24 protein-coding genes and 1 pseudogene are annotated in these 24153 nt (G+C 53.1%); 9 read left to right on the top strand and 16 right to left on the bottom strand.

The features are described from left to right. Nucleotides 1–5: 5 nt before the first annotated feature. Complete coding sequence (locus E1H13_RS05165; RefSeq protein ID WP_240966459.1) at nucleotides 6–1502, bottom strand: SulP family inorganic anion transporter; 1497 nt, start codon at nucleotides 1500–1502, stop codon at nucleotides 6–8. 568 nt (nucleotides 1503–2070) lie between these two features. Further along, entirely contained in the window at nucleotides 2071–2301 is a 231-nt protein-coding gene (locus tag E1H13_RS05170) for a hypothetical protein (RefSeq protein ID WP_169612337.1), read from the bottom strand. A gap of 132 nt (nucleotides 2302–2433) precedes the next feature. Here E1H13_RS05170 and E1H13_RS05175 point away from each other — a divergent pair, with 132 nt between their 5' ends. Beyond that, entirely contained in the window at nucleotides 2434–2622 is a 189-nt protein-coding gene (locus tag E1H13_RS05175; RefSeq protein WP_169612338.1) for a hypothetical protein, read from the top strand. Between the two features lie 302 nt (nucleotides 2623–2924). Here E1H13_RS05175 and E1H13_RS05180 read toward each other — a convergent pair whose 3' ends face one another. Then, nucleotides 2925–4412: a YARHG domain-containing protein gene (locus tag E1H13_RS05180; RefSeq protein ID WP_169612339.1), complete on the bottom strand. Its 1488-nt coding sequence runs from the start codon at nucleotides 4410–4412 to the stop codon at nucleotides 2925–2927. Nucleotides 4413–4505: 93 nt separating this feature from the next. Further along, a complete protein-coding gene (locus tag E1H13_RS05185) occupies nucleotides 4506–4832 on the bottom strand; it encodes a DUF4926 domain-containing protein (RefSeq protein ID WP_169612340.1) in 327 nt (108 codons plus the stop codon). A 162-nt stretch (nucleotides 4833–4994) separates the two neighbouring features. Here E1H13_RS05185 and tumA (E1H13_RS05190) point away from each other — a divergent pair, with 162 nt between their 5' ends. Together tumA (E1H13_RS05190) and E1H13_RS05195 are read left to right on the top strand one after the other, a co-directional pair. Continuing rightward, nucleotides 4995–5228 (top strand): antitoxin TumA, encoded by a 234-nt coding sequence (gene tumA / locus E1H13_RS05190; protein ID WP_169612368.1) that lies wholly within the window; start codon nucleotides 4995–4997, stop codon nucleotides 5226–5228. 137 nt (nucleotides 5229–5365) lie between these two features. Continuing rightward, complete coding sequence (locus E1H13_RS05195; RefSeq protein WP_169612341.1) at nucleotides 5366–5536, top strand: hypothetical protein; 171 nt, start codon at nucleotides 5366–5368, stop codon at nucleotides 5534–5536. Nucleotides 5537–5640: 104 nt separating this feature from the next. On the opposite strand, the gene E1H13_RS05200 is transcribed toward E1H13_RS05195, so the two are convergent. The 5 genes and pseudogenes from E1H13_RS05200 to E1H13_RS05220 form a co-directional block, all read right to left on the bottom strand. After that, entirely contained in the window at nucleotides 5641–5841 is a 201-nt protein-coding gene (locus E1H13_RS05200; protein ID WP_240966462.1) for a hypothetical protein, read from the bottom strand. 14 nt (nucleotides 5842–5855) lie between these two features. After that, nucleotides 5856–6299 carry a type II toxin-antitoxin system VapC family toxin gene (locus E1H13_RS05205; protein WP_169612343.1) on the bottom strand — a complete coding sequence of 148 codons (444 nt, stop codon included), beginning with the start codon at nucleotides 6297–6299 and terminating at the stop codon, nucleotides 5856–5858. Nucleotides 6300–6302: 3 nt separating this feature from the next. After that, complete coding sequence (locus tag E1H13_RS05210) at nucleotides 6303–6560, bottom strand: hypothetical protein (protein WP_169612344.1); 258 nt, start codon at nucleotides 6558–6560, stop codon at nucleotides 6303–6305. After that, nucleotides 6557–6737, bottom strand: a pseudogene (locus tag E1H13_RS27905) (type II toxin-antitoxin system HicB family antitoxin). Before E1H13_RS27905 ends, E1H13_RS05210 begins: the two are co-directional and overlap by 4 nt. A gap of 70 nt (nucleotides 6738–6807) precedes the next feature. Next, a complete protein-coding gene (locus E1H13_RS05220) occupies nucleotides 6808–8007 on the bottom strand; it encodes a pentapeptide repeat-containing protein (RefSeq protein ID WP_169612345.1) in 1200 nt (399 codons plus the stop codon). A gap of 369 nt (nucleotides 8008–8376) precedes the next feature. On the opposite strand from E1H13_RS05220, the gene tumA (E1H13_RS05230) reads away from it, so the two are divergent. Then, nucleotides 8377–8607, top strand: a complete 231-nt coding sequence (tumA, locus tag E1H13_RS05230; protein ID WP_169612347.1) for an antitoxin TumA — start codon at nucleotides 8377–8379, stop codon at nucleotides 8605–8607. Between the two features lie 104 nt (nucleotides 8608–8711). Here the strand turns inward: tumA (E1H13_RS05230) and mfd are convergent, their stop codons facing one another. From mfd to E1H13_RS05250, 4 genes are all read right to left on the bottom strand, one after another. Continuing rightward, nucleotides 8712–12296, bottom strand: coding sequence for a transcription-repair coupling factor (gene mfd / locus E1H13_RS05235; RefSeq protein ID WP_169612348.1), 3585 nt, complete (start codon nucleotides 12294–12296; stop codon nucleotides 8712–8714). Nucleotides 12297–12444: 148 nt separating this feature from the next. Next, nucleotides 12445–14151, bottom strand: a complete 1707-nt coding sequence (locus E1H13_RS05240) for an ABC-ATPase domain-containing protein (RefSeq protein ID WP_169612349.1) — start codon at nucleotides 14149–14151, stop codon at nucleotides 12445–12447. A gap of 185 nt (nucleotides 14152–14336) precedes the next feature. Then, entirely contained in the window at nucleotides 14337–15896 is a 1560-nt protein-coding gene (locus tag E1H13_RS05245) for an N-6 DNA methylase (protein WP_169612350.1), read from the bottom strand. Beyond that, a complete protein-coding gene (locus E1H13_RS05250; RefSeq protein WP_169612351.1) occupies nucleotides 15896–16549 on the bottom strand; it encodes a restriction endonuclease in 654 nt (217 codons plus the stop codon). The genes E1H13_RS05245 and E1H13_RS05250 overlap by 1 nt, the downstream gene beginning before the upstream one ends. 330 nt (nucleotides 16550–16879) lie before the next feature. Here E1H13_RS05250 and groES point away from each other — a divergent pair, with 330 nt between their 5' ends. Then, a complete protein-coding gene (groES, locus tag E1H13_RS05255; RefSeq protein WP_169612352.1) occupies nucleotides 16880–17191 on the top strand; it encodes a co-chaperone GroES in 312 nt (103 codons plus the stop codon). Between the two features lie 228 nt (nucleotides 17192–17419). Continuing rightward, nucleotides 17420–19054, top strand: a complete 1635-nt coding sequence (groL, locus tag E1H13_RS05260) for a chaperonin GroEL (RefSeq protein ID WP_169612353.1) — start codon at nucleotides 17420–17422, stop codon at nucleotides 19052–19054. Nucleotides 19055–19304: 250 nt separating this feature from the next. Here the strand turns inward: groL and psbN are convergent, their stop codons facing one another. Next, nucleotides 19305–19436, bottom strand: coding sequence for a photosystem II reaction center protein PsbN (gene psbN, locus E1H13_RS05265; protein ID WP_169612354.1), 132 nt, complete (start codon nucleotides 19434–19436; stop codon nucleotides 19305–19307). Between the two features lie 74 nt (nucleotides 19437–19510). Here psbN and psbH point away from each other — a divergent pair, with 74 nt between their 5' ends. The 3 genes from psbH to pth all read left to right on the top strand — a co-directional run bounded on the left by psbH (nucleotide 19511) and on the right by pth (nucleotide 20936). After that, on the top strand, nucleotides 19511–19714 hold the full coding sequence (psbH, locus tag E1H13_RS05270) for a photosystem II reaction center protein PsbH (protein WP_169612355.1): 204 nt from the start codon (nucleotides 19511–19513) through the stop codon (nucleotides 19712–19714). 223 nt (nucleotides 19715–19937) lie between these two features. Further along, nucleotides 19938–20300 carry a TatA/E family twin arginine-targeting protein translocase gene (locus tag E1H13_RS05275; RefSeq protein WP_169612356.1) on the top strand — a complete coding sequence of 121 codons (363 nt, stop codon included), beginning with the start codon at nucleotides 19938–19940 and terminating at the stop codon, nucleotides 20298–20300. 12 nt (nucleotides 20301–20312) lie between these two features. After that, nucleotides 20313–20936 carry an aminoacyl-tRNA hydrolase gene (pth, locus tag E1H13_RS05280; RefSeq protein WP_169612357.1) on the top strand — a complete coding sequence of 208 codons (624 nt, stop codon included), beginning with the start codon at nucleotides 20313–20315 and terminating at the stop codon, nucleotides 20934–20936. A 3-nt stretch (nucleotides 20937–20939) separates the two neighbouring features. Here pth and E1H13_RS05285 read toward each other — a convergent pair whose 3' ends face one another. Together E1H13_RS05285 and E1H13_RS05290 are read right to left on the bottom strand one after the other, a co-directional pair. Continuing rightward, the gene (locus E1H13_RS05285) at nucleotides 20940–22232 is read right to left on the bottom strand and encodes a tetratricopeptide repeat protein (protein ID WP_169612358.1); all 1293 of its coding nucleotides are present in this window, start codon (nucleotides 22230–22232) and stop codon (nucleotides 20940–20942) included. A gap of 423 nt (nucleotides 22233–22655) precedes the next feature. Next, on the bottom strand, nucleotides 22656–24026 hold the full coding sequence (locus tag E1H13_RS05290) for an 8-oxoguanine deaminase (protein ID WP_169612369.1): 1371 nt from the start codon (nucleotides 24024–24026) through the stop codon (nucleotides 22656–22658). Between the last annotated feature and the right edge of the window lie 127 nt (nucleotides 24027–24153).

The raw sequence follows: 24153 nt of genomic DNA on the forward strand, positions 1-24153 counted from the left end.
GTAATTTAGTTTTCTCCGGCAATGGATGGTTGGGTGGGTTGACTATGGACGGCCAGTTTCTCAACTAGGGTGGCGCTGGCTTCGTTAAGGCCCACCACCTCTACCTCGGCCCCAGACCGGCGGAATTTATTGACGATTTTGTCCAGGGCAGCCACGGCCCCCTGGTCCCAGAGGTGGGCATGGGTCAGGTCGATGGTGACGCGATCGATAAACTCGTCAACGTCAAAGGCAGCTAGAAATTCGTCGATGGACACAAAGAAAATCTGCCCCGACACGCTGTAAATTCGGTGGTTACCATCGTCCTTTAGGACTTTATCGACAAACACCAGTTGAGCAATCTTGCGGGAGAAAAATACCGTGCTCATGACGATGCCCGTGGCCACCCCCAGGGCGAAGTTGCGGGTAAAGATGGTGACGAACATGGTGGTCAACATCACCGCTGACTCGGTGCGAGGAATTTTGGCCATGTCCCGAAAGGAGGCCCAGCGGAAGGTGCCAATGGAGACCATGATCATCACGGCGACCAGGGCGGCCATGGGCATCTGCTGCACCCAGCGACTAAGCACCAGAATGGCAAATAACAAAAACACCCCGGCACAGAGGGTGGATAGGCGTCCCCGCCCCCCAGACTGCACATTAATCACCGATTGGCCAATCATGCCGCAGCCCCCCATACCGCCAAAGAAGCTGGTGATCATGTTGGCGACTCCTTGCCCCTTGGCCTCCTGATTTTTGTCGCTGGGGGTGTCGGTAAGCTCATCCACCAGAGAGGCGGTGAGGAACGAGGCCAACAGCCCGACGATCGCCATAGTTAGTGACGTGGGTAGCACAATCAGCAGGGTTTCCACGGTAAATGGCACATCGGGCAGGGAAAATATCGGTAGGGCGGTGGGCAGTTCCCCCATGTCACCCACGGTGGGCACGTCAAGGCCCAGGGCAATCGCCGCTACGGTCATCACAAACAGGGCCACCAGGGGGGACGGTATCGCCGTGGTAAACCGAGGCAGGATGTAAATGATCCCTAGGGATAGGGCGGTCATCACGTACACCGCCGAGGGCACGTTGGTTAGCTGGGGCAGTTGGGCTAGAAAAATCAGCACCGCCAGGGCGTTAATGTAGCCTACCATCACCGCCCGGGGCACATAGCGCATTTGCCGCCCCAGCTTTAGCACCCCAAAAATCACCTGAAACACACCGCACAGCAGGGTAGCCACCAGCAAATACTCCAGGCCCCAGTCCCGCACCAGGTCAATCATCAACAGGGCCATGGCCCCGGTGGCGGCGGAAATCGAGCCGGGTCGCCCCCCTAAAAAGGCTGTGACCACCGCAATGATAAAGGAGGCATAGAGCCCTACTTTCGGATCAACACCGGCAATGATCGAAAAGGCGATCGCCTCTGGAATCAGGGCCAGCCCCACCACGGCCCCAGCTAAAATATCGGCTTTGGGGTTAGATAGCCACTCTCGCCTGAAATGGCGCAGGTTGAATTTACTGATAGTCAAGATTCCTCGTTCCTCCTCTGACCTGGTTAACACTGCAAGAAACGGACGGCAGGCCACCGTACCCTTTTGCCTGGGAGATCTCAGCCCCTATCCAAACGAGCTAGATACAAGCGCTGAAAGGATGCCAGCCTTAGCGGCATACCCTAAGCCAACGTCATTACGGCTGCTAGATTTATGGTTAACTACACAGCTTACGAATGCGCCATGGAGGCTGGGGAATGGTTTAATGCGATCGCCAAAGGCCTCAAGCACCCAAACGGTGAACCACCCGAAGAACAGCCACTTTCTGAGAGTAGTCCCAGATTGGCACCTGTCCACCTGACGCCTGAGCCTCAAGCGGCTACACAATGTCGAGGACGATCCAAGCGGTCTGTCGGAGCGCGACCACGCGAACCATAGCCATCACGAGGGACGGGCTATCTGCCAAAGGCTGAGGGTGGAGATGTCAGGCAAACACATGATTGATAAGTAAACTTACTTAACGCTTTGTTACCTTTGCTTATATAAAAACAGTTTGGCTCCGGTGTCTAGGGGTAACGTCAAAAGATCATAGTTTTGAGGCCTGTCATCAGCCCGAAACATCATTTCCTTGGCTGGCCGCACCAACCCCCAGGAGTCCAATCACGGTGATAGTGCCCATCTTCCAAGTGTCGAGAGCGCTGTCGAGCAGGCGGCTCTGCTGATCGGTGAGGGTGGGCTGGTTGGCTAGGTGCAGGGCTGTACCGCCAGAGCCCAAGGTGAGGGATAGAACGGCGATAAAAATTAGGTTGAAGGCGACTGGAGTTTTAGTGGGTTTCATGGTGAACTCTCTTGTGTTTTGGATGAGTCCATCATCGTTGGGATGCCGTGAAAGTTCAGTCCCCACAAGGGTTTCAGACGGTATGACTTGGGTGTGAGTTGGGGATGACTTGCGCTACCCTTGGAGCAATCCATGGTCAAGCGAGATGAAACGGCATGGCAGGGCGATCGCTCTGCTGCCCCTCAGCGAAATCGAAAAATATCCAGTCCCCGATGCGATCGCGAATCTATAGCGGCAAACAAAGAGTTTTTGAAAAACTCCGAGGTCTGGACCCCGCTAGCCAATCACCAGATGGGGGCCGGAAGTCGGCAGATTCAGTGACCTGGGGTTGGGCTTGATGCTCAGTGTTAACAAGAAAATTGAGGAAGTCGGCGACAAGGCGGAGGCGATCGCCCGATATAGCGGTTCTTGGATAGGCGAGGTACATCTCAGTTTGGGAAGCCACTAAATTAATAGGCTTGAGTAAATGATCTGTACTTCATGTAAGTGAGAACAGCTATAGTTGATCCAGGTAATGATTGATCGTGTGTCGTAGCTGAGTATTGTTCATAGTTTTTTTACCTCATCTGACAAACCCGCAGTATCTAGTCAGCGCTGGATAGCATCTTCAAAAGAACTAAATTTTAGGGAATATATCGCAATTCATTTCGATTTTGAAAATCTAGGATAAATTGAGCATTCTTTTCTTCTATTGGAGAAATCAACTCGCCTGGAAAATCGTCGGGCATATAGATGGGTTGATACCAAGGCTGTTGGTTAAAGTAACTCTGCAGCTCACTGCTTTTAAAGAGACGTCCATGACGGGCAAAAATCGAATTTCTCATCACGTCTAGCTGCCAAGGGGTTTTTCCCACTAAATCAACTTCCAAAACGTATCGGTGTGACAGCCATGAGAAGTCATCCGAGTTTGCAACTTGGGGAACTGAAGGAGTTGGAGATGATACTGGTAAAGGCTCACCATCTGCGGGCGTCGGTGAGTGATTTTCATTTAGCCTGCCAGATGTTTGTGACGAAAGCCCATCAGCAGTTGTTAACGAGGTGGGTGCAGACTCCGCTGTAGTTTCAGGTGCTACTGGTTCTAACACGCTAATTTCTGGATTGACTGGGCGGTCGATAAATCTTGACCCTAGCACTAACAATGCCAATCCTACTCCTGCAAACCCTCCTAACTGTAAGAGATTGGGCCAAGATTGCCTATGCTGAGAGGCAGTAACAGGCTTTGATGGAGGGGGTGGTTTAGGGCTGGCAACAACTGTTTTAGAATGAAAAGGTAAGGGTTGAAGAGGAACTTCAAGATCCTTGAGAACAGTTTCACAGTTGGCGTAACGACGGCTATAGTGCTGGCGCACCATTTTCGTTAGGACATTAGCAAGTACAGTACTTACTTGTACGCCTGGCTGCCAGACTACCTCTCCTGTAGAAGGGTCAATATTAAAGTCTCTGGGTAATTGCCCTGTTAGCGCCTCGATGGCAACCATGCCTAGAGCATAAATATCACTGGCAGGAAGAGGCTTGCCTCGCCCCTGCTCTGACGGCACATATCCATATGTACCAATACTAACAGTAGTAGACATCTGTTTAGATTCGGGCGTTACAGTAGTCCGTCCAAGGTGCTGCACGGAAAACTCTTTGACGATGCCAAAATCAATCAGGCAGATAACTCCATCTTGGCGTCGGATCAAGTTCTCAGGTTTGATGTCTCGGTGAATTACTCCTTGCTGGTGAACATAGGCGAGTACTGTTAGCCCTTGGCGCAGCAGTGTAATCACATCGTTTTCAGGCAAACGCTTTACAGCTTTTAATTCATCCCGCAGGGTTCGCCCCTGAATAAAATCCTGCACAATGAAAAGATTGCCGTTCTCTTCAAAGTGAGCCAGCAATAAGGGAATTTGGTCATGGCGGCCCAGACGCTCAAGTATTTCAGCTTCTTGATCAAACAAACGCCGAGCCACCTGCCACTGATCAGAAGAAAAATCTCGCTGAGGACGCAATTGCTTTACCACACACTGAGGTTGGCCAGGACGGCGCAGATCCTTTGCCAGGTAGGTAATTCCAAACCCTCCAGCACTCAATTCTTTAAAGACTTCATAACGTCCGTCTAGAACAGTCATCTTAGTTTGGGCCTTAGCTATCAAGGTTGATGGGATGAGTCGTCTGCTGTGCGTGTAGCTGAGAATTTCTCGCTACCCTGGAACAGATGGCAGCTATGCACTTTTTTGCTCTGATTGATCTTTCTGCAATAGAAAATCAAGATATTCTTCGAGTTGTAGTAGTCTGGGTTGAGAGAGTTGACGTAGTTTTACTAAAAGTTCTTCTTTTTGCTGCCATTGGCTCACTGACACAATTTGTGAAGCCGAGACTTCAACAGTTACATTTGGCACACCGAACCCTTCTAAGCTATAGCCATCATCTTCGTTGTCAGGCATAGGGTAATGCTCTACCACGGTGGCAATATCACCCCGTTTTAGGTAGTGCTCAGGCAAATCTTCAGCTAAGGCGACTTGGGAAAAGAGCGGATACTGAGTTTTCATAGGTTTGCCCCTTTGTTTGGCACCAAAGTCGAAACTTGTGTTGTTCCGTTTCCATCGCTGTAGACAACGTGTGACTTCACATTGCTGGGGCCTCCGTCGACCATCAGATCAGGTAAATTAAGCTTAAACATACCCAAGCACTTCCCATGGTGGGAGTCTATGATGCAGAAACAGACCATAGGGTACACATCACCTCTAGACACTTTAGTTGCCGTGGCCAAACGGCTGAGCCTCTACGAAAAGGGTCAACAGCTCTCCTCAGAAGACTTTTTTGACCAGTATAGCTGGGGACATCTGGGTGACGAAGCTCTGTATGTGGAGTGGGCTAACGACTACCGCCACTACCTCGCCCTACGGCAAGACCTCGAAGAACTGCTAGTGCAGCGTCAAGACTAAAAATTAGGGTCCAGTAGGTGGGGTGAAACGCAGGGGCACCCAACTGCAGTCAGCCTTGTTGGGTTCTGCTGGCGCGCCACCCAGCCTACAAATTTAGAATTGACTGGCTTGTTAGAGTAGGATGCTTTCTGGAAGACTTGCTACTCAAGGATCACAGGCAGCGGAAAGTCAAGGATCCAACTTTAGGAGACCAGTGGCGGCAAGAAACCCTGGCAGTATCCGATGCAGAGTCAGACATTCTCACCACCATGACCATGGCTCTGGCTGCCATAGCCGAAGACAACGCTAGCGAAGCCGAAGATCAATGAATCTGTGGCAGCAAAGATCCCAGGGTTTTTCAAAAACCTTGGGATCTGAGACACCTTAAACATTTGCCTGATAGAATCAGGGCTTGCGAAAAGTTTCACTTAGCTTATGGCTGCGGCATCGCTTCGATAAATGCCCTAAGGGCTTTATTGACCGCTTCAGGGGTAGTAAATACCTGAGCCACATCGTCGTCTAAAACAACAACTTTAAGCTTTTCGACATCATGCCCGACGGCAAATCGATTAGGCTTCGCTTTTTGATAGTCAAAGCGGTATTCCGGCTGCAAGTCATCTTCAGAGGGTGGCATGGGGTTAGAGGGCATTAGAGCCAGGATTCTAGAGGGAAGTTGCGGACTTGCTGCATACGAGGAAAATCTTGATCGCGGGAAACAACCGTTAGTGAATAATGTAAAGCGGTGCAGGCGATCCATAAATCGTTATCGCTGATGCCAATTTCCTCAATTCTGGTTTTGCGGCGTTTTTGACGCTCTTTGGGGCCATAGTGGCGAATGAGTGCAGATTTGAATTGGCCATACAGTTCAGAGATTGACTCGTTAAGGGAATAAATGCCGATGTCAGCCAAGTATGCTCTAGCGCGGCGGAGATTTTCTTGCTGGCGCTCGGAGTGGTATGCCATGTAGTAAATTTCACCTGCTGTAATGATGCTCACGGCAACATTTTGCTCACCGACCTCAGCAATTTTGCGGCGCATGGTCAGGTCCCCCTGAATCAACCGACTGAAGTGATTGGTATCGAGTAGATACATCGCTTAGGCCTGGATCTGGGAGCGGGTTTCGTAAACGGTTTCTAGGCAGTCTTCAAAGTCTGTGCCTTCCCAGGTTTCGGTATGACTGAGTAGGGAACCGCCAGATGGGGGCCGGAAATCGGCAGATTCAGTGACCTGGGGTTGGGCTTTATGCTCGGTGTGAACTAGAAAATTGAGGAAGTCGGCTACGAGGCGGAGGCGATCGCCCGATAGCTGATCCAGATAATGATTGATCGTGTGCCGCAGTTGAGCGTTGTTCATAGTGCTCTTTCCACCTCATGTGACAAACCAGTAATATCTAACCAACCCTGAATAGCATCTTCTAGCATTTCGAGCAGGCGATCATAGCTTTCTCCCCAGGTGTGACAACCAAGGCAAAGCAGGCACAGATACACACCACACATCGTCTTCTTGCCAGATAATAGCTTTGTTGTTCATAAGATCAATCTTTCCCTTAATATATATCGTTAATATCTTCTGCATCCACCTTCCAGACTTACCTGTAACTTTAGTTTCTGCTGTCTATCTGCATCTTTATAGTTGATGGCAGATTCTTGGCTTTAGCAAGGATAGGTTTCTCATTTGGATGAATGAAAAAGTCTAATTTCGCATTACTTAAATCAGCATTAGTCAAATTTACATAACTAAGATTTACTCCTTGAAGATCTACATGACTAAGATTTGCGTTCTCAAAGTTAACATTAATAAGCGACGAATTACGTAGATTTGCATGACTTAAATCAGCATGCCTGAAATCAGTATTTTTGATTTCCGTATAATCTAAATTGGCTTGACTCAAGTCAGCATTAGAAAAATCTGAGTCTTCCAGACGAGCATAACTAAGATCTGTATTCACCAGATTGGCACTACAATAAGTCTTGTAAAAAGTTGCTCCGACTAAGCTTGCTCCATTAAAGTTACACTTTCCAAAGTCTGCATAGCTAAAGTCGGCCTCATCTAAAACAGATCTCTCAGAACCCTCGCTAAAATCAGCGTAGTTAAAACGAGAGTGATTTAATTTTGCGTTTGCAAGCTTGACTCCTTTCAAGATTGCCTTGTAGGATTGAGCACCCTTGAGAATTGCTGATGTCAGATCTGCATCAGTTAAGTCAATCCAGCTCAGAACTGCTGACGTTAGATCTGCATCCATAAGTTGTGACTTCTCTAAATTTGCCCTGACAAGGTATGCTTCCTTTAGATTAATACCAGGCAAGTAAGCACTGGGAGAACTTAATCCTTCAAGTTTTATGTTGTCTGAGTTCAAGTCCTGTAGGGCTTGATAACGAGCATAGCTGGCTGGATTTCCCACCGCGTTATCTATCACCTGCCATGCTGAATAGTGTGCTTGTCTTTTTCTGCTTCTAGCCTCTTTGAAGAATAGTGTAACTGCTGAAATCAAGGCTATTGCTTCACTTCTTTCTAAAAGCACAGTCAAAACATCTCTGGCTGTGTTTATATTTTCTTTCTCAACCCAAATCACGAAAGGGATAAGGATCGCTACAAAATATGATATTACTTTAGTCGAAGAAGATTCATAGAACCAATCTAGGTATTGATTTGCTACCCAATCGAAAAATTTTTTAGAATTGTCAATCTCACGTTTTTTGAAAAAGCCAATAAGTGTTCTGTTGAGACTCGGATCAGATGTCCATTTGAATAGAGAAACAATAGAATGTCTTAATCTGACTGCTGTCTTGCCATTGCCCATTCTAATACATATTTCTATGATGAAGTTTAAACAAGGAACAGACTGAAGATCTACTGATCAAATCATCAACACTACGAGAGGGAATTTTCGTGTTTTGATAGACCTTAGAACTTTTGCAAAATCCTCGAATCCAGGTAGATTTAGCCTTGTCTAGCCAACGGTTCTGTGATCGCACCCTGCAAATGCCCCAGCTACTCGGTCAGGCTCTCCAGCTGCTTTTCGGGCTTCAGCACGCCCAGGCCGCGCACCACCACCTTGCCGCTGCTGTAGACAAAGCGCGACTTCACATTGCTGTGACCTCCGTTGACCATCAGATCAGGTAGATTAGGCTTAAGCCTACCCAGGCACTTCCCATGGTAGGAGTTCATGATGCAGAAACAGACGATAGAGTACACCTCGCCCTTAGACGCCTTGGTTGCCGTGGCCAAACGGCTGAGCATCTACGAAAGTGGTCAACAGCTCTCCTCCGAGGACTTTTTCAACCAGTATAGCCAAGGGCAACTGAGTGACGAGGCTCTGTATGTAGAGTGGGCCAATGACTACCGCAACTACCTGGCCCTACGGCAAGACCTCGAAGAACGCTTGGCCGATGCGGCATAGACTACTGGCAGCTTATCTGTCTAGGGTCGAACAAAGCATTTTGGGATGTCCTGGAGAAGACCCCAGGGTTTTTCAAAAACCCTGGGGTCTGGGGAAAGCAAGACCTAACTCGCCAGCGGCTCTGCGATCGCCCCTTGCAAATACCCCAGCCACTCCGTCAGGCTTTCTAGCTGCTTTTCGGGCTTCAGCACCCCCAGGCCGCGCACCACGACTTTGCCACCGCTGTAGACAAAGCGGGACTTCAGGTGGCTGGGCAGTTTCTCGCTGATCAACTTCCAGGCGGGTTCTTCCATCGGGGTTTCCATCACCACATGTTGCTTGCCCTCGGGTTTGATCCGAGAGAAGCCTGCCGCCTTGGCCACCAGCTTCAGTTCCAGCATGCGCACCAGTTGCTCGGTGGCGTGGGGAATGGGGCCATAGCGATCGCTGAGATCCGCCGCAATCTGCATCAGCTCTACCTTGCTGCTGGCGCTGGCCAGGGAGCGGTAGGCGCTCATCTTTTGTTCCAGGTCGGGAATGTAGTCATTCGGTACAAAGGCGGTGACATTGAGATCCACCTGGGTGTCCTCCACCTTGGGAATATCTTGGCCGCGAATTTCGGCAATTTCCTCTTCTAGCATGTCCATATAAAGGTCAAAACCGATGGCATCCATCTGGCCGGACTGCTCGACCCCCAGCAGGTTACCCACACCGCGAATCTCCATATCCCGCATGGCCAGTTGGTAGCCCGAGCCCAATTGGGTAAATTCTTGGATGGCTCGCAGGCGCTTGCGGGCTTTGTCGGTGAGGGATTTTTTGGGATAGAACAGCCAGGCATGGGCCTGAATACCGGCCCGGCCGACCCGGCCCCGCAGTTGGTAAAGCTGGGAGAGGCCAAAGCGGTGGGCGTCTTCCACCAGGATGGTATTGACCCGGGGAATATCGAGACCCGACTCGATGATGGTGGTACAGACCAGAATGTCGGCCTCCCCGTTGCTGAAGGTGAGCATGGTGGATTCCAGTTCCCCTTCGTCCATCTGCCCGTGGGCGATCGCGATGGTAGCGGTGGGCACCATCTCGCGAATTTTGGCCGATACATCCTCAATGCCTTCGACCCGGGGCACCACATAAAACACCTGCCCGCCGCGATCGAGCTCCTGGCGGATGGCGGTACGCACCGCTTCCGGGTCCAGGGGCGACAGGTGGGTTTTGATCGGACGGCGGGAGGGGGGCGGCGTGGTAATCAGGCTCATTTCCCGCACACCGGATAGGGCCATGTACAGGGTGCGAGGGATGGGGGTAGCGCTGAGGGTGAGCACATCCACCTGGGTTTTGAGGGATTTGATCCGCTCTTTTTGGTTCACCCCAAACCGCTGTTCTTCGTCCACCACTAGCAGACCCAGACTCTTGAAGTTGACCCCCTTCCCCAGTAGCTGATGGGTACCGACCACCACATCCAACTCGCCGGTCTTCAGCCGCTGCAGGATCTCTTTTTTTTCGGTTTGGCTGCGGAAGCGGTTGAGCAGCCCCACCTGGATCGGGTAGGGGGCAAAGCGCTCCTTCAGGGTGTGGTAGTGCTGCTGGGTGAGGATGGTGGTGGGGGCCAGCAGAGCCACCTGTTTACCGGCGGTGATCGCTTTAAAGATAGCCCGCAGGGCCACTTCGGTTTTACCAAAGCCCACATCGCCGCAAACCAGTCGGTCCATGGGGCGATCGCTTTCCATATCCCGCTTCACATCCTGCACCGCCTTCAGCTGGTCGGGGGTGGGCTGATAGGGGAAGGAGTCTTCCAGCTCCTGCTGCCAGGGCATATCGGTGGGGTAGGCAAACCCTTCCAGCTTGGCCCGCTGGGCGTAGAGCTTCAGCAAATCCACCGCCACCTTTTTGATCGCCTTTTTAGCGCGGCCTTTGGTTCTCTCCCAGGCGCTGCTGGTCATTTTGTTCAGCACCGGTGCCTGACCACTGGCGGCCCGATAGCGCGACAGGGAGCCCACCTGATCCGCCGCCACCCGCAGCAGGCCGTCGGCGTACTGAATCACCAGGTAGTCTCGGGTTTCGTGGTTGACCGTCAGGCTTTCCAGCTTGATGAATTTGCCGATACCGTGGCTGCGGTGGACCACAAAGTCCCCAGGCTTCATTTTGTTGGGGTCCACCTGCTTAGAGGTGGAACGGCGACGCTTGCGGACGTAGCCCCCCGTGGCCAGGGTATGTTGGCCAAAAAACTCCCGGTCCGTGACCACCACCAGTCGAAAGGTGGGCAGCACAAACCCCTCCATCTCTGCCAACCCCGAATACTTGACCGCCACCGGCACATGCTGAGTGTGCAGCTTGTCGATGGCGTTGTAGTCTTTGGGGTTGGGGATAAACTGGGCCGGGCAGTCATGCTCTTGCAGCAACGCCACCGATCGCGAAGGCTGAGCTGAGACCAACCAGACCGCATACTTGCGATCGCATTCTTTGCGAATGGTCTCCGCCAGCTTGCCAAACTGATGGGGAATTGCCGGAACTGGACGACTGGCCAGATTCAGCCCGCCATGGTTCGCCTCGCTCAGCTCCGAGAGCAACAGTCGAGGGAAAACTTCGGCATCGGTCAGGGTATCGGTGAAAGGGCGGTGGATCTTGGGGAGTGGGTGGGTGGATGAGTGGATGGGTGGATGGGTGGATGAGTCTGCATCCGTCCCCTCCTGGGAGGGGGAGGGGTGGGTTTCTGCCCCATCCTCCCCAACTTCTCCATCTCCCCTTCTGCCTTCTTGCCAGTGGTCCTCCACATGCTCGATCCAGCGATCGCTGTGGGCCTGACATTGATCCACCTCATCGATGGCGATCAGGCTGGTGTCTGGCAGGTAGTCCAACAGAGAGGCGGGGTTGGGAAACGCCAGACCCAGCCAGCGGCGCAGTCCTTCGGGCAAAATGCCGCTGTCCAGTCCTTCCTGGGCGGCGTCGGAGAGCAGGTCGTTTAGCTTCCCTTGCTGGCGCAGGTGATCGATAATCACCGGACCGTACTGGGTGGGGGTGAGCACCAGCTGGTCAATGGTGTCCAGGGAGCGCTGGGTGGCCGGGTCAAACTCCCGCAACCGCTCTAGCTCGTCGCCAAACAGCTCTATCCGCACGGGCAGTTCACTGGCGACGGGATACACGTCAATAATGTCGCCCCGCTGGGCCCACTGGCCTTCGGTTTCAACGGTGGGGGTGCGCTCATAGCCCAGGTTTGCCAGCTGCTGGGCCAGGGTTTTCACAGTCACCTCCTGGCCCAGGCTCAGCCGCAGGCAGTAGGGGGCCAGGGCCGCGACCGGGGGCAAATGGGGTTGCAAGGCTCGCTCGGTGGCAACAATCGCCAAAGCCTTGGACTCGGACGTCTCGGCGGTCGTCTGCAGGGCCAGTAGGTCGGCCAGCACCTGCAACTGGCCCCAGGTCATTTCAGACTCCTGGTCAAAGGGGTCGTAGGGGGAGGCTTCGGAAGTGGGGTAAAAATGCACCGTGTCCCAACCCATGGCCTCCAGTTGACTGGCCCAGCGGCCTGCTTCTTCCAGGGTGGCAGTAATCACCAGCAGGGGACGATCCTGAGCCTGGGCCAGGGCAGAGGCAATCAGCCCCTTGGGAAAGCGGGAGACACCATTCAGGATCAACTGTCCCTGTTGGTCTAACTTGCCGAGCAGTTCGCTGGTGAGGGGAGAGCGTTGCAGAGCACGGGTAATCGAAGAGAAAGCCATGGCATCAACCCAGGGAACAGGAGCAAGCAAAAACCCCCTCGACCTGGCAGTCGAGGGTTGTAGGCAAGGGGAACGGCATCGGCCTGCCTCGCGTTAACTATTGTAATAATCTCCGGTCTATTTACCCAGGCCTGGGGGCCGATAGCCCTTAAGACCTCACCTGCAGCGATCGCAGCCGATTGATCGCCGCCGCCAATTCTAGCCCCCGAAACACCACTAAATCGCCCATGGGCCAATGGGTGAGGCTATCCAGTCCATGGCGCTCAACATCAGCCATCACCGCCTCTACCACCGCCCCCAGGGGAGTGGTGGCGGTCATATAGTGGCTCTGGGCATAGACAATCGCTTCGGCGATCCCCCGCACCTGTCCTGACTCCACCAGTTGCTCCACTGCGGATAGGTCAATGGCTTCGGTGCCAATTTCCAGGTGATCGACGTCGCGGGTTCTGAGTTTGACGCTGCGCTTTCCCTTACTGGGGTCAATGCTCTGGGGTTGAATGGTGCGGCGGGTCAGCGCCCCAAACTGGGCGCCCCCCTCCCGATCGCGATCGGTTTGGTACTGGGCCGCGATCGCCTTAGCCTGGGCGGTGACATCCTGGGGGCAAAACTCGTCCATGGCGATCACGGTGTCGGCCACATCGAAGTAGTCGCCGCTGCCCCCCATCACCAGCACGGTCGAAATGCCGTAGTCGGTGTAGAGCTGCTGCACTTTATCGATGAAGGGGGTGATGGGCTCACGATCTTTGGCAATCAGGGCCTGCATCCGGCGATCGCGAATCATAAAGTTGGTGGCCGAGGTGTCTTCATCCACCAATAAGGCCGTCGCCCCCGCTTCAATCGATTCAATGATGTTGGCCGCCTGGGAGGTGCTGCCGCTGGCATTGGGGGTAGAAAACCGCTGGGTGGATTTACCCTGGGGCAGGCTGCCAATAAACGGTGAAATATTCACCCCGGCAATGCTGCGGCCATCTTCAGCCCTGACCTTGACCGCAGTGGGGTCCGTTACCACCTGGTGGCGGCCATCTCCAGGGATATGGTTATAAATTCCGGTGGCGATCGCCCGCAACAAAGTGGACTTACCGTGGTAGCCACCCCCCACAATCAGGGTAATGCCCCGGGGAATGCCCATGCCCGTCACCTCTCCGGCATGGGGACAGCTTAGGGTCACCCGCAGGGATGGGGGCGACTGAAACGGCACCGCCTGATCGGCCAGGGGCCGCTCATCCACCCCACTGCGGCGGGGCAAAACCGCCCCATCGGCCACAAAGGCCACCAGGTTTTGGGCGGCAAGCTGCGATCGCAGGGCTTCTGCATCCTCAGCCGTCTGTCCATGCTGGGACAGGCTGGTCGGATCCAGGGCGTCGTAGTACAGGGTCTGGTCTACCAGGTCGGGCACAGTGTTGCACAGCAAATCAGCCGCCTGGCGGCCAGCAATCCGGCGGCCAAAGGCTGGTAACCCCACACTAAACCTCAGTTCTACAGCCTCAGCCGTGACCCGAGCCGCACTGCGGGCCAACATCGCCTGACTGGGGCGCACAATACTAATCAGCCCGCTTTTCCCAGAGCCCGACTTGCGCTGACTACTCCCAGCCACCTGGTGAAATTCACGGGTTAGGTAGTCAGCCAGGGCGATCGCCCGGCAGGGGGAATTCCATGCCTCAGGCGGAAACCCGGCTATGGCCTGGGGCACCACCACCCGCACCCGACTAGGAGCGGCAAACGGGTCCCCCTGCACATGGTCAATGTGCAGGGTAAAGTCGGCAAAATCATAGGCCCCTTTCAGAGACTTGTAGGCCCCATAACTTTGGCCATCAAGCTGCTGTAACTGGTTAAAAAGACTCTGCTGAGTGGCCATGGGAAAAATAACTAAACACTAAGCTGGCACGCTGTCACAAACCCTAGAACTATAACTCTGGCTGGTTGGCTTCGGCCGTCACTGCCACATCAAACAGTCCATCTGGGTGATGGCTGATAGTTTTAAGCACCCACCAAAAACCTTTGTACCATCAACACGAATATAATATAGGTTCAGACCTCTGCCTATACCCGGTAACTAGAGGACTGCTCCGCCAACCCCAATTCTAACTGCCCACCAGAACCAACTCGCGTAGCTTTAGCCAACTCAAGATACTCCTGCAAAAGATCCAGCTCTTTAGCAACAGAGTGCAGAGAAAGTCGCTTCAAAATTTCTATAGTGATAGGCCTTTTGTTATCCCAAAATATCATAGAATCGAGAAATTCAAGAGACTGCTTCGAAGTTAAAATGCCATGCACAAACTCAGCCTCTTTTTCTGTTTCAAAGGACAGGAAATTAACAGTATCATCCAGCATGACTGGCTTATTTTCAATAGGCCCGACAAGGTAGAAGTCAAGCTTCTTATAGAGTGAAGATATAGCGACCTTCCATTTTTTAAAGGAATAATCTCCTACACCAAATATAGAATATGGTGGCTTGTTTTTATATATTGAACTTTTTCTTTTTTTGAGCAACTCATCATGTTCAAGCAGGTATTGCCACGTGTTAGGCGCTTTATCTTTGATGATGCCCGTATCTTCGCCTACTAACCTCTGTGTAACTAGAACAAATTTTCGGCAGCTTTCAATTCTGGCATTGCCGATATCTGAGCTCTTTAACAGAGGATAAATATACTCTTTTTCAAGAAAATATTTTCGCCGCATTCCATTTAAGAAGAACCCATCTTCAACCTGTTCAAGTTCCATGACTTTTGAACAATCATGTTTAATTCCAGAACGCCAGATATATTTCAAGTTCTGGCCTGATAAATGTTTCCACTTTTCATACTTTTTAGTATCTTTTAGAATTAGTCCATCCCTCTCACCGATCACATATAGTATCTGATTCGATTCTAGATCTCTGTAGACCTTGCAATCAGAGCTAGGACTTTTATTCACAGATGAATTGTTATTTGTAGATAAAACGAAAAAGCATGCTTCAACTGAAGCTCCAAAGAAAGCTTTCGTGTCAATCAAGTAAATTGAAACAGAAAATCTATTGCCTAATTTTACCCTTGCTTGCTGAATAACTTTACGGGCAACTGAATGTTTACATAATAAGGCTATAGTCCCTTCTCTCTTTGAAAGCCATTCAATATGTTGCAACAACATCCACTCCGAGATATCAAAATTACTTGATCCTGTTATGGCTTCGATGCCTCGACGGCTTTGAAAGTTTGACTTCGAAGGCAGGTTTTTACTGTTGAGGATACTTAACTCACTACTGGTAACCCAGGGAGGATTTCCCACTATCAAAATATAGCCCGGAGAACTGGCGAGAAAGGAACCCCAATTCATACCAAAAAAGTCTTCCACATAAATATCAACATTATTTGATTCAAATTTTCTTGACAAGGACTTTCTTGCTTCTTCGACATATTCTTCATTGATATCGAATCCTACAACTTTTGAATACTTGAATTCATGTAAAGATGCTCTAAGGAAAGCTCCTTTTCCACAGGTTGGTTCTATTATTATGTCAGGATTTAAGTCATGCCTTTTCTTCAGAACTCTGATTGCGAGGTTCGCAAGTTCATCAGGTGTCTGAAAATCACCAAACTGCCATTTATCTAACGACTTAGCCATTATCGAACTCTAATTACCCCTGAAATATTGCCTGCTTGCTGGATGACACGCCTATACTGTAATCTCCATTGAAGAGCATTTGAAATCGTCAAATAACCCTGATTTGGAGGTGAATCCAAGATTCTATCAGCCAGTTGGTCTGCCCCTATGTCATCGACCGGCAGGTTTCTATCTTCTAAAAAAGCAAGGATGTCGTCTTTATTCCCATCACGACTTAAGATATCTAAGATACCCGTAGTTGTTTGGAAGTCCGCAGTTCTATCTTTGTCTACAAAAATAGTATGCTGCATATTCAATCTTCCAGTTCTGCGACTTGGATCATCATATTTGTCGTAGACAAAAATTAGAAGATGATATCCTAGGCCGAAGACTTTTTGGGCAGCAGACTTGAAGGGACACGACGATTGAGGCTGTTTCAAACTAGTCACCTTTATATCAACCTCAAGACCGGGAAAATCGATGCCCGAGGCTGAATTTCCTGATTGACAGTCATAGGTCTCGTTCAAGTACGCTGAAAACTTTTGCTCAAGGTAGGTTCCTACAGCTTTTCCGTCAGTGACCCCATAAAGTGTAGGTTCGTCGTAGGTGGACTCTAAATCAGCAAACTGTGCTGCTTCAATACACAGTTGCTCGATGGTTAATGTTGGTTTCATCCTCGCTATCAATCACATCCATAGTCAATAGTACATCAGTGTCAGGAGGCTGCTTGCTGACTATTGACACCAACTATAGATGACAGGAACACCCTCGCAGCGATTTTGCTGTGATTGAGTGCTTAACTCCAATCCCCGGCCGGATCATTTCGACTAATGTCCTTTCACACATCGGCTTGCTCAGCCTGGAAGTTCGGCAAACCGCACCTCCAAAAGAATTGTCTAATCGATATTTGGGCGGCTACATTAGCACTCAGGAAGCGAGAGTGCTAAAACCGCTTCCCTCCCCTCAACCCTATATTATTTATTCGGAACATTTGGAGGTACATCATGGCAGCTGTCACCCTCAGTGTGTCAACGGTTAAACCCCTGGGCGATCGCATCCTGGTTAAGGTCAGCGAAGCCGAAGAAAAAACTGCTGGCGGCATTTTGCTACCCGACACCGCCAAAGAAAAGCCCCAGGTGGGTGAAGTGGTGCAGATTGGCCCCGGCAAGCGCAACGATGACGGCTCTTACCAAACGATGGAAGTTAAAGTCGGCGACAAGGTGCTCTACTCCAAGTACGCCGGTACCGACATCAAACTGGGCACCGACGAGTATGTGCTGCTGCGGGAGTCTGACGTTCTCGCCGCCTTGGGCTAGGGAATTTTGGGTTTTGGATTGGCGATTTTGGATTTTGGCCCACTGTGCCGCCATCCCCTCCTGGGAGGGGATGGGGTGGGTAAAATCTGGGCGATCGCCGATCAACCCGTAGGGTGCATCCGCGCAGCGATGCACCACTGAGGGCTCCCACAACGGAGGCCATCTCACCCTTCCGAATGCAACGCAGTTAGTTCAACATTCACCATTTGTTGGGAGGATTACTCATCCATGGCTAAGTCAATTACCTACAACGAAGATGCCCGTCGCGCCCTAGAGCGCGGCTTTGACATGCTGTCTGAAGCTGTCGCCGTCACCCTCGGCCCCAAAGGTCGCAACGTGGTGCTCGAGAAAAAGTACGGTGCGCCCCAAATCATCAACGACGGCATCACCATCGCCAAGGAAATTGAGCTAGAAGACCACATTGAAAATACTGCCGTTTCCCTACTGCGTCAGGCCGCTTCTAAGACCAACGACGCCGCTGGGGACGGTACCACCACCGCCACCGTGCTGGGTCACGCCATTGTGAAAGAAGGGCTACGCAACGTCGCTGCCGGGGCCAACGCTATTTCCCTGAAGCGCGGCATCGACAAAGCCACCGCTTTCCTGGTGGACAAAATTGCCGAGCATGCCCGGCCCGTGGGCGACTCTAAGTCCATCGCCCAGGTGGGAGCCATCTCCGCCGGTAACGACGACGAAGTCGGTCAAATGATCGCCGACGCCATGGACAAAGTGGGCCGCGAAGGGGTGATCTCCCTGGAAGAAGGCAAGTCCATGATTACCGAACTGGAGGTCACTGAAGGGATGCGCTTCGACAAGGGCTACCTCTCCCCCTACTTTGTCACCGACACCGAGCGCATGGAAGCGGTGCTGGACGAGCCCTACATCCTGCTCACCGACAAGAAAATCACCCTGGTGCAGGACCTGGTGCCTGTGCTGGAGCAGGTGGCCCGTTCCGGCAAGCCCCTGATGATCATCGCTGAAGACATCGAGAAAGAAGCCCTGGCTACCCTGGTGGTGAACCGGATGCGGGGCGTACTGAATGTGGCCGCTGTGAAGGCCCCTGGCTTCGGCGATCGCCGCAAAGCTATGCTAGAAGACATCGCGGTACTGACCGGCGGTCAGGTGATCAGCGAAGACACCGGCCTGAAGCTGGAAAACGTCAAGGTGGACATGCTGGGGCAAGCCCGTCGCCTTACCATCACCAAAGACACCACCACCATCGTGGCAGATGGCAACGAGCAACAGGTGAAAGCCCGCTGTGAGCAGATTCGGCGTCAAATCGAAGAGACCGATTCCAGCTACGACAAAGAAAAGCTGCAAGAGCGGCTGGCTAAGCTTTCTGGTGGGGTGGCCGTGGTGAAAGTCGGGGCCGCCACCGAAACCGAAATGAAGGACCGCAAACTGCGCTTGGAAGACGCGATCAACGCCACCAAGGCCGCTGTGGAAGAGGGCATTGTCCCTGGCGGTGGCACCACCCTGGCCCACCTGGCCCCCCAACTGGAAACCTGGGCCAGCGAGACCCTCTCCGGCGAAGAGTTGTTGGGGGCTCAAATCGTCACCCGGGCCCTCACCGCCCCCCTCAGCCGCATTGCGGAGAACGCGGGCTTTAACGGTGCCGTGATTGTGGAGCAAGTGAAGGAAAAAGACTTCACCATTGGCTACGATGCCGCCCAAAACCGGTTCGTAGACATGTTCGATGGGGGCATTGTTGACCCGGCCAAGGTGACTCGCTCTGCCCTACAGAACGCGGCCTCCATTGCCTCCATGGTGTTGACCACCGAGTGTATTGTGGTCGACAAGCCCGAGCCCAAAGCCCCGGCGGCAGGGGCTGGCGCTGGCATGGGGGGTGACTTCGACTACTAAACCAGATCGGAAGTTCAGACATGGAGTTTTCCCACAGGCAGAACTCCATGTCTGGACTTGGTACAAGTTAGGGGTCAGGGGTCAGAAGCCAGGTTGCCCTTAGGTGACTTCTAGGGAACTTTCTACTGAGTGGTGGGCGATGCCCACCCTACGAAAGCCACGATTGCTGACAACAAGCGGGATTATCTTTCTCAGAAATCTCCTTAAATCCTGACTCCTGGCTTCTGGCCACGAAAACCAGCCCCACGTCCTAATCTTCGTGGTCATCAAAGGGGTCAGCCAGTTGCTTAGATGGGGGGCCAAAGGAGGTGTAGATAGCGAAGGCGGTCACGCCTACCAGAATCGCACCGACGGAAATGATAAGAACTGTTGCAGGTTCCATAAACTTTATGAGAATGGGAAACCCTTCCATCTTATAATATTACGAACTATAAAGTGTTGATTGTGGAAGGATCCATGGCACAACGGACTTGGTTGGGAGATGTTCTAAAGCCTTTAAATTCTGAGTACGGCAAAGTCTCCCCAGGGTGGGGAACAACGCCGTTGATGGCAGTGTTTATTGGCCTGTTTTTCGTGTTTTTGCTGATTATTCTTCAGCTCTACAATTCCTCCATCGTTTTGGAAAGCTTTGACGTTGACTGGCGCAGCATCGGTCTGTAATTGGTTAACGAATCAAGCTCAGCATCAATAGGGTTGGGGCGGCTTCCTCTGCTTCAGCCCTATTTTTATGGGATTCGATTTGTGGGATCCAAAGGGAGGTCTGTTTTTCCCTTCGCCGGACGATCTACACTGGGGGAGGTTCAGGGGAATTGCCCCTGGGCTGTTAAGCGCTATCCATGGCAAGGGTCAGCAGTAGCGGTGATACAGATAGGAGTTGTGGGATATGAATGTTTTTGGCATCGGTCTACCCGAAATGGCACTGATTATGGTGCTGGCGCTACTGGTGTTTGGGCCCAAAAAACTGCCGGAAATTGGCCGCAGTATGGGGAAAGCCATCAAAGGGTTCCAGGACGCCTCCCGGGAGTTTGAAGAAGAGTTCAAAAAAGAGGCGGAACAGATTGAAAAGGCTGTCACCAGCCCGATGAAGGCAACTCTAGAGTCTGATCCACCCAAAGCGATCGCCCCCCAGGAAGCCGAATCAACCCCCGAACAGCCAGCAGCCAACCATGATGGCTCTACTGAGCCTGAACCGGAAGCAGTTGCGCCCCAAGCCGCCGAGGCGGTTGAATCTGAATCCCAAGCCTAACAACGTTAACCCATGACCGCAGGACAACCATTGGACAGTTCTCCCATTGCCCTGATCGTCGGCTTGGGCAACCCTGGCCCCAAATATGCTGGCACCCGCCATAACATCGGCTTTGACGTGGTCGATCGTCTGTCTAAACGCTGGGCCATTCCCCTCAAGGAGGAACGTCGCTTCCATGGGGAATATGGGGCGGGGCGGTTGGCCACGGGTCAACGGGTGTATTTGCTCAAACCCCTGACCTACATGAATCGGTCCGGGCAATCGATTCGAGCGGTGGTAGATTGGCTGAAGCTGCCGGTGGAGGCTGTGCTGGTGGTGTACGACGACATGGATTTGCCGATTGGTCGGCTACGATTGCGGCTGTCGGGCTCGGCGGGGGGGCACAATGGTATGAAGTCGGCGATCGCCCACTTAGGCACCCAAACCTTTTGCCGTATGCGCATTGGCATTGGCAGTGCCCAAAAGCAAGGGGACGATGGCGCAGTGGTTTCCCATGTGTTGGGAAACTTTTCCCAGGCCGAGCGGCAAACCATGGACGAGGTGGTAGACACGGCGGTCAGGGCCATAGAAAAGGGGTTAGCTGACGGGGTGGAAAAGGCGATGAGCCTATACAACGGAGTGGAGATTGGGGCTTAGGGGTCAAATCAACCGCGATCGCTCCGAACGGCGACTATCCCAGGACAGCTCCAGGGCTTTGCGAAAGTCATCCATGGCGGCATTCGCCCCTTTCCCCAGACGAATCTGGGTGTGGCCGCGGCCAATGTAGGCTTCAGCCAGGTTGGGGCTGAGGTCTATGGCTTGAGCGAAATCTTCTAGGGCCAACTGCCACTGCTCTAGGAAATAGAGGGCATAGCCGCGATCGCAATGGGCCAGGGCATCGCGGTCGTTGAGTTCAATCGCCCGGTCAAAGTCATCTAGGGCCCGTTCATAGTTGTCTTGGCGACTAAACACTCGCCCCCGGTTCGCCAGAATTCGGGCGCTATCGGGCCGAAACCGCAGGGCCAGGGTATAGTCAGCGATCGCCCCCTCCAGATCCCCCACCTGGGCTCGCAACAGCCCCCGGCTGGCGTACAGATCGGCCAGGCGAAACCGCAGGTTCAAGGGGGTGTCTTCGCTAAAGGTGGCCTCGGGGCTGTCGAGGGCTAACCCCACCAGGGTTTGGTTGTAGGAGCGGTCTTGCAAGGCCGGGTCAAGATCCAGCACGGTTGTGTAATCGTCAATCGCCCCTTGCAAATCCCCCAATTCGTGGCGCAGCATGCCCCGGTTAATGTAGGCTTCGGCGTAGTCGGGCTGACAGGTGAGGGCCTGGTTGATATCCAGGGTGGCCTGGTAGTTGTTGTGCAACTGAAAGTAGGCCACCGCCCGATAGTTGTAAGCCTCGGCCTGGTCAGGTTGGCCTTTCAGCAGTTGGGTCAAATCGGCGATCGCCCGTTGATAGGCATCCCGCCGATGTTCCGCCAGGGCCGTATGGGCCCCCAGCTTCAGGTAGGCTAGGCCCCGCCACAGCAGTATCTTGTAGAACTCCGGTTGTTGCTTTAGCACCACCGAGAAATCGGCGATCGCACCGCTGTAATTTTCCAGGTCAAGTTTGATCCGGCCCCGGTTGCCATAGGCTTTGATCGCCTTCGGTTTCAGAGCGATCGCCTGGTCAATATCTGCCAGGGCTTCCACCAGGTTGCCCAGTTGGCGATGGGCACTGCCGCGATTGATGTAGGCATTGACAAAGGCCGAGTCTAGGCGAATTGCCGTTGAAAAATCGTTAATGGCGGCATCGTAGCGTTGCCAATCCCGGTAGGCGCAGCCTCGGTTGTAGTAGGCTTTAGCACAGGCTTGATCCAGGCTAATCGCCTGGGTAAACAAAGCAATAGCTGTTTCAAACTGGCTCAGCCGAGCCTGTTCAATGCCAGCCTGTAAAATTTCGCTGATCGTCATAGCGGGTAAGCGGGGAAAGTCACAAGCTGTGTCTTTTTAGGGGAACGAACGCCAGCCACTGCGTTCAATCGCCTAGGGTGTAGACATATGCACTCCAACCATGGACTTATTATAGGCACTGCTACACATCTATTACCGCTTGTATTACCGCTTGAGATAGCCTCTGGGAAACTCATCCTACAGCGCTCGTAGGTTGGGTGATTCTGCGTTTCACCCAACAGCAGTAAGCCTTGTGGGTTCTGCGGAGTAGGCCGTAGGACGCGCGTAGCAGGGGTTGGGGGATGTAGAGCTTTCTCTTCCCGCAGGGTGGGAAAAGCTCTAGCGGCAAAGGTTCTGGGATTTACGTGTACACAGTAGCCCAAGGAGGGGACAATGTTATCGCGTACTGAGGTTATTGTGAGATATATTCCCTGGTCGCCTTAGCTAACCATTGGCATGATGCGCCAACCTCTGGGCCATCTGCCTGTGGCGCTGCACCGTTTGGGGCAAATCCAGGGTCAACAGCCCCTCTGGAGCTAGCACCTGCCGACCGTTGATAAAGCTATAGTCCACCCGGTCAATGGGGCAAAAAATCAGGGCTGCTACCGGGTCAAACACTGTACCCGACAGGCCCAGCCGATCCAGATCAAGGGCAACAAAGTCGGCGGCCATGCCTGGGGCTAACTGGCCAATATCCTGACGACCAAGAACCCTAGCGCCTCCTCGGGTGGCGATCCCTAGGGCCTGGCGAGCGGTCAGGGCCGAGGCGGTTTCCTCCCGCACCCGGGCCATCAAAAACGCCTGGCGCGCCTCTGCCAGTAAATGACTGCCATCATTCGAGGCCGACCCATCGACCCCCAGGCCCACCGGCACCCCACAGTCCAACATGGCACGGATGGGGGCCATGCCGCTGGCCAGGCGCATATTGCTGCAGGGGCAGTGAGCTACCCCGGTGCCCGTCTGGCCAAAGCTGTGGATAGCGCGATCGTCCAGTTTGACGCAATGGGCATGCCATACATCTTCCCCGAGCCAGCCCACCGAGGCAGCATAGTCGCCAGGGGTGAGCCCAAACCGGCTGAGGCTGTAGTCCACATCGGCGTTATTTTCCGCCAGGTGGGTGTGCAGCCGCACCCCAGGGTATGACCGGGCCAACGCCGCCGATTCTCGCATCAGGTCGGTGGAGACACTAAAGGGGGAACAGGGGGCCAGGGTAATGCGCACCATGGCATAGGGGCGATTGTCGTGGTACTGCTCAATCAATCGCTGGCAGTCTTTGAGAATATGATCTTCCTGCTCCACCAGGGAGTCTGGGGGCAGTCCCCCCTGGCTCTGACCCACGCTCATACTGCCGCGACTGGCATGGAACCGCAGGCCAGTGGTCTGCACGGCGGCAATTTCGTCGTCTAGGGTGCAGCCATTGGGGAACAGGTAGAGGTGATCGCTGGCGGTGGTGCAGCCGGAGTAGATTAGCTCCGCCGCCGCCACCTGGGCGCTGAGGCGAATCGCCTCCGGGGTCAACTGCTGCCAGAGGGGATAGAGGGCGCTCAACCAGTCGAACAGGGAGGAATCTTGCGCCCCTGGCACCACCCGGGTCAGGGTTTGAAAGAAATGGTGGTGGGTATTGACCAGCCCTGGCAGCACCAGGTGGCGATCGCCCAAATCCAAAACCCGATCCGCAGTGGCGGGTAGCTGATCGATAGTGCCCACCTGCTCAATTACATTGTCCCGCACCAGCATGGCCCCGCCGCGCAGCTCGCGGTCCTGGTCATCCATGGTAATCAGGGTGTGGATATTTTTGACCAATAGCGTTGACACCATCAGACCGCCCCATCGCAACAGATTTGCCCAGGACTATAGAGGAATAAAAATCTTTAAGCAATGGCTAAGGAATATGACAAAGCCGCCCTGGCGGGTCCCTGGTCTTGAACAATCGTAGATACGG

This window comes from Nodosilinea sp. P-1105, assembly GCF_012911975.1.
Taxonomy (GTDB): Bacteria; Cyanobacteriota; Cyanobacteriia; order Phormidesmidales; family Phormidesmidaceae; genus Nodosilinea.